Source organism: Flavobacterium sp. (assembly GCF_023151265.1).
Taxonomy (GTDB): domain Bacteria; phylum Bacteroidota; class Bacteroidia; order Flavobacteriales; family Flavobacteriaceae; genus Flavobacterium.
Genome location: NZ_JAKLJH010000108.1, coordinates 1 through 9,241, shown reverse-complemented (window position 1 = coordinate 9,241; position 9,241 = coordinate 1). Strand labels below are relative to the sequence as shown.

The following is a 9,241-nucleotide window of genomic DNA, read 5'->3' as shown; positions in this document are numbered from 1 at the left end:
GGCTGTTGGAGCTGTAAACATAACATTTACTTTATGCTCAGCAATAACACGCCAAAACGTACTCGCATCAGGAGTTCGGATTGGTTTTCCTTCGAATAAAACAGTAGTATTTCTATTAATTAATGGTCCGTAAACTATATAACTGTGTCCTACTACCCAACCCACATCAGAAGCGGCCCAAAAAACATCGCCTTCTTTTGCATCGTAAATATGTTGCATTGAAAATTTAAGTGCTGTAGCATAACCACCTGTATCTCTGACTATTCCTTTTGGTTTTCCAGTTGTTCCAGAAGTGTATAAAATATACAAAGGATGTGTCGCATTTACGGGAATACAAGGTGTTTCTTCCGAACCGTAAACTAAAGCATCATAATCGACATCGTATTTTTTAAATGGAACTCTAGCTCCTAATTTTCTATTGAAAACGACTACTTTTTCAGGTTTGTGATTCGCTAATTCGATAGCTTCATCTACTAATGGTTTGTAAGCAATTAATCTATCGATTTCAATTCCTGATGAAGCGGTGATAATGGCTTTTGGCTCGCAATCATCAATACGAATCGCTAATTCATGTGGTGCAAAACCTCCAAAAACTACCGAATGCGTTACTCCTATTCGTGCGCAAGCCAACATAGCGAAAGCAGCTTGAGGAATCATTGGCATGTAAATTACAGCAGTGTCACCTTTTTCTAAACCAAGTGACAATAAACCTCCAGCTAATTTGGCTACTTCGGTTTTTACTTCGTTAAATGTATACTTTTTAACAGTTTGTGTAACGGGTGAATCATAGATGATTGCTACTTGTTCGCCATAACCATCTTGAATGTGTTTATCAACGGCAAGATAACAAGCGTTTAAATTTCCATCAGCAAACCATAAGGGATAGCCGTTTTTATCGGTTGATAAAATGTTGGAAGGTAAATTATACCATTCTAATTGATTGGCTTGTTCCTTCCAGAATTCTTCAGAAGAAGTAATACTTTTATTGTATATATCGCAATAATTCATTTGTATTATTCAATTTATGTGATTTATTTTCTTTAGTAAATGTAGAAAATAAAATAATGCTAAATGAATTAATGTTGCTAAATAGGTATAGTTTAAATTAGATAGTTTATGAGTATTAGGGCTTTTAATGTTATAAAAAAAATGGCCAAAAGAAATATGAACTAAAATTAATTGATTAAGCCCTCAATTATTCTCTATTTAACTTTAAATCAATTAGTCTTCTTAACTCTAAAATTGAAATTCCATCATCAATTTTTTTATTTTTATCCAAATGAAAAAAATCTATATAGCCAATTTTTGTTATCGTGTTATATTCACCTAAAATATGATCTAAATATAAAAAAGCCAAAGATTGATATCTATCAATATCTAAATTCATATTTGTAATGAATATTTTAATATTGATTTTATTTCTTTCTGTGTCAAATTCAGGAACAATTATAATATCAGAGCTATCATATTCTAAACCCCTAAAATTAAGTTTAACTTCATCTAAAGGTTGTCTGAATTTTTTAACTATCCAATTTTTTAAATTTGGCTTCGAATTATATAATTTTTGTGTAGGAAGAACTCCTTCAGGAATTCCATCAGGAGTTATTATTAGTACAACCTCGTTTTTTTTTGTTAGTGTCATTTCAGCATAAAGAATAGAATTATATTCTTTAATTTGTTTATTCAATTCATTATATATAGTATAATCCTCCAAATCTGAATTAATAAATTTTTCAAGATTGGTCTTGTTTTTTAAAACCCAATTCCAAAATTTTTCTTCTTTTGTTTGCTTTTTGAATATAGAAAATCCCATAAGAATGAATGAAGCAATTATTATTAGTATTGATATTTTTAATTTCATTTAATATTTTCAACTATTGTTTATTTCGATAATTACCCCATCAACTCCTCCACTTTTTCCACCACTTTTTTAATCGAGAACGGCTTCGTCATGTATGCATCAGCACCAAGAGCTAATCCTTTTTCAATGTCGCTTTCTTTGTTTTTTGCGGATAAGAACATGACTTTTGTATGTTGTAAATTGTCGTCTTTTCTGATTTGTTCTAATGTCGCAAAACCATCAACCATAGGCATCATGATATCTAAAATGATGACATCTGGGTAATTGGTTTTTAAAATATCTAATGCTTCTTGTCCGTCGCGTGCTATAAAAACTTCGTAATTGCTTTTCTTGAAGGTGTATTCAAGTGTCATTACGATATTTGGTTCGTCGTCTACTATTAAAATCTTCTTCATGATCTCTTAATTTTCAATATTTTTTACTGGTAAAGTGAATACAATACAAGCGCCTTTTATACTTGGTTGTACCCAAATTTTACCTTTGTGATGTTCAATAATTTGTTTGCAAATAGCTAATCCTAATCCGCTACCAACGGGTTTTTTGAAATTCTGATTGGAAGCTTGATAAAATTTGTCAAATATAACTTCAAAATCGTTAGGATTGATACCTTTTCCATTGTCTTGCACTGAAGTTTCTATAAAATTATCCTTCTTTTTGACTTGAATAGTGATTAAACCATCGGTTTCAGGGCAGAATTTAATAGCGTTTGATAATAAATTGGTCACTACTTGAATGATTCTATCTTCGTCATAATAAGCCAAAACCGTGTCTTTACTTTCGACATAAACGCTGATATTTCGATTCTTTATCAACTGTTTTAGCGGTTCAATCGAATGCTCAATCGTAGCAATTAAGTTGTTTTGACTCGGATGAATGGTTTGTTTTCCGGTTTCGAATTTCTCTAAATCTAAAATTTTATCAATCAAACGATTCAATCGATCCGATTCCGAAATGATGTTTTGTAAAAACTGTTTTCTTAATTCTTCTGGAATTTCATCATCATCATGTAAAATCTCACTCGCAGCTCGAATAGCGGTAATTGGTGTACGAAGTTCGTGTGTCACTGTGTCTAAAAATTCGTCTTTTTGAACGTCTTTTCGAACCAACGTTTCGTTGGCTTTTTGTAATTCTGAAGTGATTTTTTGAAGTTGGTTCGAAGTTTCCGTCAATTTTTTATTGATGGTGATATTTTCTTTTGATTCTTCTAGAATTTTTAGAACTTCGGGTAAAGTGACTTTTTCTTCTTTCACTACACTTGAAATCAGAATTCGTGCCGAAGCAGTTCCAATATGTCCCGTTAATAAATTTTCTGCGAATTTCACTAATCTCGCATCAGCTAATTCTTGATCTTTATCTACGTTGTATTTCACATTGAAGATATTCATAGCGCGTTTCGTACGTTCTTCACCTAAAAATCGAATTAAGACTTTTTCTATATCACGAGTATAAGCGGTTCCTTTCCAAACGAATGCATTTTCGTGATTGGTGCTGTATTTATCGATGTCGACGTACATTTCGGCATAATTACGTTCTCGGTAATTTCCTTTAAAACTAACCGAAACCGCAAAATAAGTCAAGGTATTAAACAACATACTCCAAAACAAAGCATGCGGAACAGGTTGCAAATAATCCAATCCGAAAAGTTGGAAAGGTTTTAACAAACCAATTTTCATAAAACCTTCCGAAATAAAAGAACTTTCGCCATTGGTTAACCCAATTGAATAAGGAATTAAAAGTGTGTATAAGCAAATAATAAATCCGATTAGAATACCATAAATTGCTCCTAATCTTGAACCTCTTCGCCAGAAAATGGCTCCGAAAAATGCTGGCGCTAATTGAGCAATAATGACAAACGAAATCAATCCGATAGAAACCAAACTGTAATCTAAAGCGAAAAATCGATAAATGAAATAAGCAGCAATAATTAGAGAAAAGATTCCGATTTTACGAATGTTAACAATCTTTTTGTTGTTGATGATTTGTTCTTCATTCTTCAATTTACCTAAAAAAGTATACGGAATTAACAAGTTGTTACTCAGCATCGTCGATAAACTGATACTCGAAACGACAATCATTGAAATAGCTGCTGAAAATCCTCCAAGGAAAACTAAAACTGTTAGTGTTTGATTGTTGAAAAACTGAGGAATTAATAGCGAATAGGTATCGGCATTGACATTTTTTCCATCAAACAATACGTTTCCGCCCCAAGCAATTGGATACACAAAAAGGTTGAACAACAATAAGTACAAAGGAAACAACCAAATCGCCGTTTTAATATGGCGTTCTCTGTTATTTTCTACCACCGACATTTGAAATTGTCTTGGCAATAAGAAAATAGCAAAAAGCGAAACCATACTTAAAAAGAACCAGTTTAATCCTTGTTCTAATCCGCCAATGGTATTTTTCTCTTTGAAGTTCTCTAAAAGTGATGCTTTTGCATAGATATCATCATAACCCTCAAAAACGAAGAATGTTACGTAAACTCCAACGATTAAGAAGAAAACTAATTTCAACACACTTTCCAAAGCAACTGCAGTGACAATTCCTTTACGTTTTTCGGAAGCATCTACATAACGTGTTCCGTAATAAGAAGCGAATAAGGCTAAAGCGATGGCAACATAAGTTGTGGTATCATCAAAAATGTAAGAACTTGTATTGGTTTGGGTTACAATGTGAAATGTTTCCGAAATTGCTTTTAATTGAAGTGCGATATAAGGAATAATTCCAGCCAAACAAACCACTGTTACAATAGCACCTAAAAAACGACTATTTCCGTAGCGAAGCGAAATAAAATCGGCAATACTTGAGATTTTATTTACTCGAGAAATACGAATGATTTTCTTCAAAATAATAATCCAAGCAGGAATTATAATGATTGGTCCAATATAAATAGGTAAATAGCCTAAGCCTGAATTAGCAGCAACTCCAATACTTCCATAATACGTCCAAGCCGTACAATATACCGCCAATGATAAAGAATAGATATAGGAATTATTAGTCCATTTGATGTTTTCTTTTTTTTCTGCCCAATGTGCAATAAAAAAAAGAATACCCAAGTAGCCTAATAAAATAAGTAAAAGAATCGCACTATTCATAATAACGTTGTACTACTATCCAAGACATTAAAACTGAAAATAACCAAACTGAAAAAATGTAAATGTAAATGACCGGAAATCCCAATACATTATCAGCGCTATCAAATAGCAAAACGATTGGTAAATTCAATACCAATAACAGTAACAACGATAAAACAACTAATTTTTGCTGATGTCTTTTTTTCATATTGAATAGCTTACATTTTTTAAAAATACAAACTCTGCTCTCGAAAAACAAGAGCAGAGTTGTAAAATATTAAGTGAACCAAAAAATTAGTGTGCAGCTCCTGCTTCACCCGCTCCAGAAGGAATACGGATATTTTCAACAATATCTTGAACTTCTTGAGGTGGTGCTGGAGTAAATTTACTTACTACTAGTGCTACAATAAAGTTAGCAACCATAGCAACTGTACCAAATCCTTCAGGAGAAATTCCAAACCACCATTCTGATTTGTCTGGCATTTCGCCAATCCATCCTAATTTGTATTTTGCCATGTAATATAACATCAAGCCCATACCCACAACCATTCCGGCTACAGCTCCTTCTTTATTCATACGTTTATGGAAAATACCTAAGATAATCGCTGGGAAGAAAGACGCAGCAGCTAATCCGAAAGCTAATGCTACCACGGCAGCAACGAATCCAGGTGGATTAATTCCAAAATAACCTGCAACTACAACCGCTACAGCAGCAGAAATACGAGCACTCCATAATTCTCCTTTTTCCGAGATATTTGGATTCACCATTTTCTTAATTAAATCGTGAGAAACGGCAGCCGAAATTACTAATAATAAACCCGCAGCAGTTGATAACGCAGCCGCTAAAGCTCCAGCCGCAACTAATGCAATAACCCAGTTTGGTAATTTTGCAATTTCTGGATTTGCTAAAACCATGATATCGTTATCGATATATAATTCGTTTGCATTTTCAGCATTTGGTTGGTCTTTTTGAGGTTTTCCGTCTTTCAACATAAAAGCATCACCTTTTACATATTGAATTTTTCCATCTGCATTTTTATCATTGAACATTAAAAGACCTGTTTTCTCCCAGTTTTTAAACCATTGAGGCATTTCTGCATACTCTTTATTACTTACCGTTTCGATTAAGTTAGTTCTTGCAAAAACAGAAACAGCTGGTGCAGTCGTATATAAAATAACGATAAAAACTAAAGCTAATCCAGCAGATTTACGAGCATCTTTAACGTTTTTCACAGTAAAGAAACGAACAATTACGTGTGGTAATCCTGCAGTTCCTACCATTAAAGCTAAAGTAATTGCAAATACATCTAACATAGATTTAGAACCATCTGTATATTCCGCAAAACCTAATTCTGTTGATAAACCGTTTAATTTATCTAATAAATAAACATCTTCACCTGCAACGGTACTACCCATTCCTAATTGTGGAATTGGATTTCCTGTCATTTGAATTGAAATGAAAATCGCAGGAACCATGAAAGCGAAAATCAACACACAGTATTGTGCTACTTGCGTATAAGTAATACCTTTCATTCCTCCTAAAACAGCGTAGAAAAGAACGATTACCATTCCGATGATAACACCTGTGTTAATTTCAACTTCTAAAAATCTTGAAAATACAACTCCTACTCCACGCATTTGACCTGCTACATAAGTAAAAGATACAATCAAAGCACAGAAAACAGCAACTGAACGAGCAGTTTTTGAGTAATAACGATCTCCAATGAAATCAGGCACGGTGAATTTCCCAAATTTTCTTAAATAAGGTGCTAATAGTAATGCGAGAAGTACATAACCTCCGGTCCAACCCATTAAGTAAACAGCTCCATCATAACCTGCAAAAGAAATGATTCCGGCCATTGAAATAAATGATGCGGCAGACATCCAATCGGCAGCTGTTGCCATACCGTTCGCTAATGGAGAAACGCCTCCTCCAGCAACATAAAACTCTTTAGTAGAACCCGCTCTGGTCCAAATTGCAATTCCAATATATATAGCAAACGTAATTCCTACAATAATATAGGTCCAAATTTTTACATCCATGATTTTAATAGTTTAAAGTTAAATTAATCGTTATCAAAACCATATTTTTTATCTAATTTGTTCATCAAACGAACATAGACAAAAATTAAGATTACGAAAACATACATTGATCCTTGTTGCGCAAACCAAAATCCTAATGGAAATCCACCTAGTTTAATTGTGTTTAATTGGTCTACAAATAGAATTCCTGCTCCATACGAACATAGAAACCAAATGCTTAATAAAATTAGAAGGTATTTTAAATTTTCCTTCCAATATGCCGTAGCGTGTTTTTGATCACTCATAATGAATAGTTTTATTAGTTGTTATAAATAGATTTGTAATTGAATAATGAATTCGCCTTTATACTTATCAATCTTATCAACAGCCGTATAAACTGGACGAGTTGAATATTGTGTAGTGATTTTTGCATGGTGACCATCTAAGAAAAAGTTCGCTCCTAAATCAAATTGGCTACTTGCTTTTTCTAAAGCATCAAAGTTTTTATAAGTATACGCTCCAAATGGTTGAATTCTTACTTTTGGTTTTTCGCTTTTGCTTGGTAATAAAACACCCGCTTGTGTGTACCAAATATTTCCTGTACCAATCATTGCTTGAAGGTTTCCTGCTCCTGCTAATGCTGGTGAACCAGAAAACGATGGATCTGCAATGCTTTCATTCATAATTCCAAGATTTCTTAAATAATTTGGTCCGAAATCATAATTATAGAAAACACTATAAGCTGTTATTGCCATTTTTTTCTCTTTTGCTCCAATAGGCATATCTAAGAAAACATCTCCAGCAAATAAATTAATTGGATGTTCTTCAATTACTCCGTTTACAGAAGTTTGTGTTCCTTTCGGTGCGTTATAAAAACCAGCTCCAATGTTGAACATTTTTTTAGTTCCTAAGTAAGTTCCCACTTTATAAGGTAAAAAGTTAGCTTCTTTATCAAAGAATTGATATTCCACATAACCTGCTTTAGACCATTGCGTCACATTGTTATTATCAACAGCTCTTGCAATGCTAGCATCTGTAACATTAGTTGGTGTTTGATTTGTAGCAAAAGGTTTATTGATACTAAAACGATATTCTAATTTATTGTATTTCCCTTTTGCGAAAATTCCAATTTGTCTTGCAAACTGATCTGAATTTTCAATTAATGGCCAGTTGAAAATTGGAGCATCAACAGTTAAATAATTCAAGGTAGAAGACATTGTCATACGAGATAATCCCATATAATAATGTAATCCTGCTCCAACTGATAAACTAAATGGTTTAGATTCTTGAGGCAAAACTACAGCATATTCATTCCATGCATCATGGAAAAATAAACCAGGTTTTTTGCCAGCTCCATATCCACCAGTTCCTGCCGAACCTGAAGCACCACCGTTAATAAAAGTTTGATTGTTAATTCCTATATGAGTCAAAATCATATAACGAGGAGAAATTTGAGCATAAGCTAATAATCGCAAACGACGTAAGCCAGCATCTTCATAAGAAGAAACGGATTCATCTCCAATCATCGAACCCGGATTCAAATCAGTTGAACGAAGCCAAATTTGATTCCATGCAATAAAACGCATGTATTTGGTTCCTTCTGGATTTAAGTTGAATTTTAAACCTCCTCCATAATCAGGTGAACCCTGAGCGGATACTAGCAGAGATAAAAATAATCCTGAAATAGTTAGTAATTTTTTCATAATTAAAATTTGGTTAGTTGGGCATTTCTGCCTGACCAAATTCTAAAATTATGTTAACGAAAAAAATTACAGTATATATTTTTGTTAAAGAGTATAGTTAATCTTTAAAACGTTCCCATTTTATTAGCATGAATTTATCTCCAAGTTCTGTAATAATCATACCCGCACCTGACAATTGGTCTTTGTTTTGAAGGAATTCAACCAGCTCATTGTGCTTAAAAATCTTATAAGTAGGATGATAATTAGGATGTGGTGGTTTCTTAATTTTAAACTCTTTCACCCAATTACTAATAGAAACGTGCGAAACTCCAATAATACGTTCGATTTCTCTAAAACTCAAACCTTCGAGATACAATTGCAAAGCTTTGGTTACGTAGTAATCATCTATCTTTTTTCCTAATTTATTGACAGTGAAGTAATAATTGCAAGATTTACATAAATAGCGCTGTCTATCTTTGATGATGCCACTTTTTACAATATTATCACTTTGACATTTTGGACAGGATAAAATCTCCATATATATAATTTTTGCATAAATATACTAATTTTGCAAAATATACAAAAAATAATATGATAAAAAT

General features: G+C 33.0%; 9 protein-coding genes. All 9 read right to left on the bottom strand.

Annotated features, from left to right (window positions below):
• Positions 1-1,008, bottom strand: a 1,008-nt coding sequence (locus L6Q46_RS10345; protein ID WP_291284234.1) for an AMP-binding protein, incomplete at its 3' end; no start/stop codon positions are given.
• 187 nt (positions 1,009-1,195) lie between these two features.
• Positions 1,196-1,861, bottom strand: a complete 666-nt coding sequence (locus tag L6Q46_RS10340; RefSeq protein ID WP_291284233.1) for a hypothetical protein — start codon at positions 1,859-1,861, stop codon at positions 1,196-1,198.
• Positions 1,862-1,893: 32 nt separating this feature from the next.
• Positions 1,894-2,256: a response regulator gene (locus L6Q46_RS10335; protein ID WP_291284232.1), complete on the bottom strand. Its 363-nt coding sequence runs from the start codon at positions 2,254-2,256 to the stop codon at positions 1,894-1,896.
• A 6-nt stretch (positions 2,257-2,262) separates the two neighbouring features.
• Positions 2,263-4,956, bottom strand: coding sequence for an ATP-binding protein (locus tag L6Q46_RS10330; RefSeq protein ID WP_291284231.1), 2,694 nt, complete (start codon positions 4,954-4,956; stop codon positions 2,263-2,265).
• Positions 4,949-5,143, bottom strand: coding sequence for a hypothetical protein (locus tag L6Q46_RS10325; protein WP_194095559.1), 195 nt, complete (start codon positions 5,141-5,143; stop codon positions 4,949-4,951). Before L6Q46_RS10325 ends, L6Q46_RS10330 begins: the two co-directional genes overlap by 8 nt.
• A gap of 86 nt (positions 5,144-5,229) precedes the next feature.
• Positions 5,230-6,978 (bottom strand): sodium:solute symporter family protein, encoded by a 1,749-nt coding sequence (locus L6Q46_RS10320; protein WP_111565876.1) that lies wholly within the window; start codon positions 6,976-6,978, stop codon positions 5,230-5,232.
• A 23-nt stretch (positions 6,979-7,001) separates the two neighbouring features.
• A complete protein-coding gene (locus tag L6Q46_RS10315; RefSeq protein WP_291284230.1) occupies positions 7,002-7,262 on the bottom strand; it encodes a DUF4212 domain-containing protein in 261 nt (86 codons plus the stop codon).
• Positions 7,263-7,283: 21 nt separating this feature from the next.
• Entirely contained in the window at positions 7,284-8,660 is a 1,377-nt protein-coding gene (locus tag L6Q46_RS10310) for a porin (protein ID WP_291284229.1), read from the bottom strand.
• A 97-nt stretch (positions 8,661-8,757) separates the two neighbouring features.
• Positions 8,758-9,177, bottom strand: coding sequence for an IS1 family transposase (locus L6Q46_RS10305; protein WP_026725866.1), 420 nt, complete (start codon positions 9,175-9,177; stop codon positions 8,758-8,760).
• Positions 9,178-9,241: the final 64 nt, after the last annotated feature.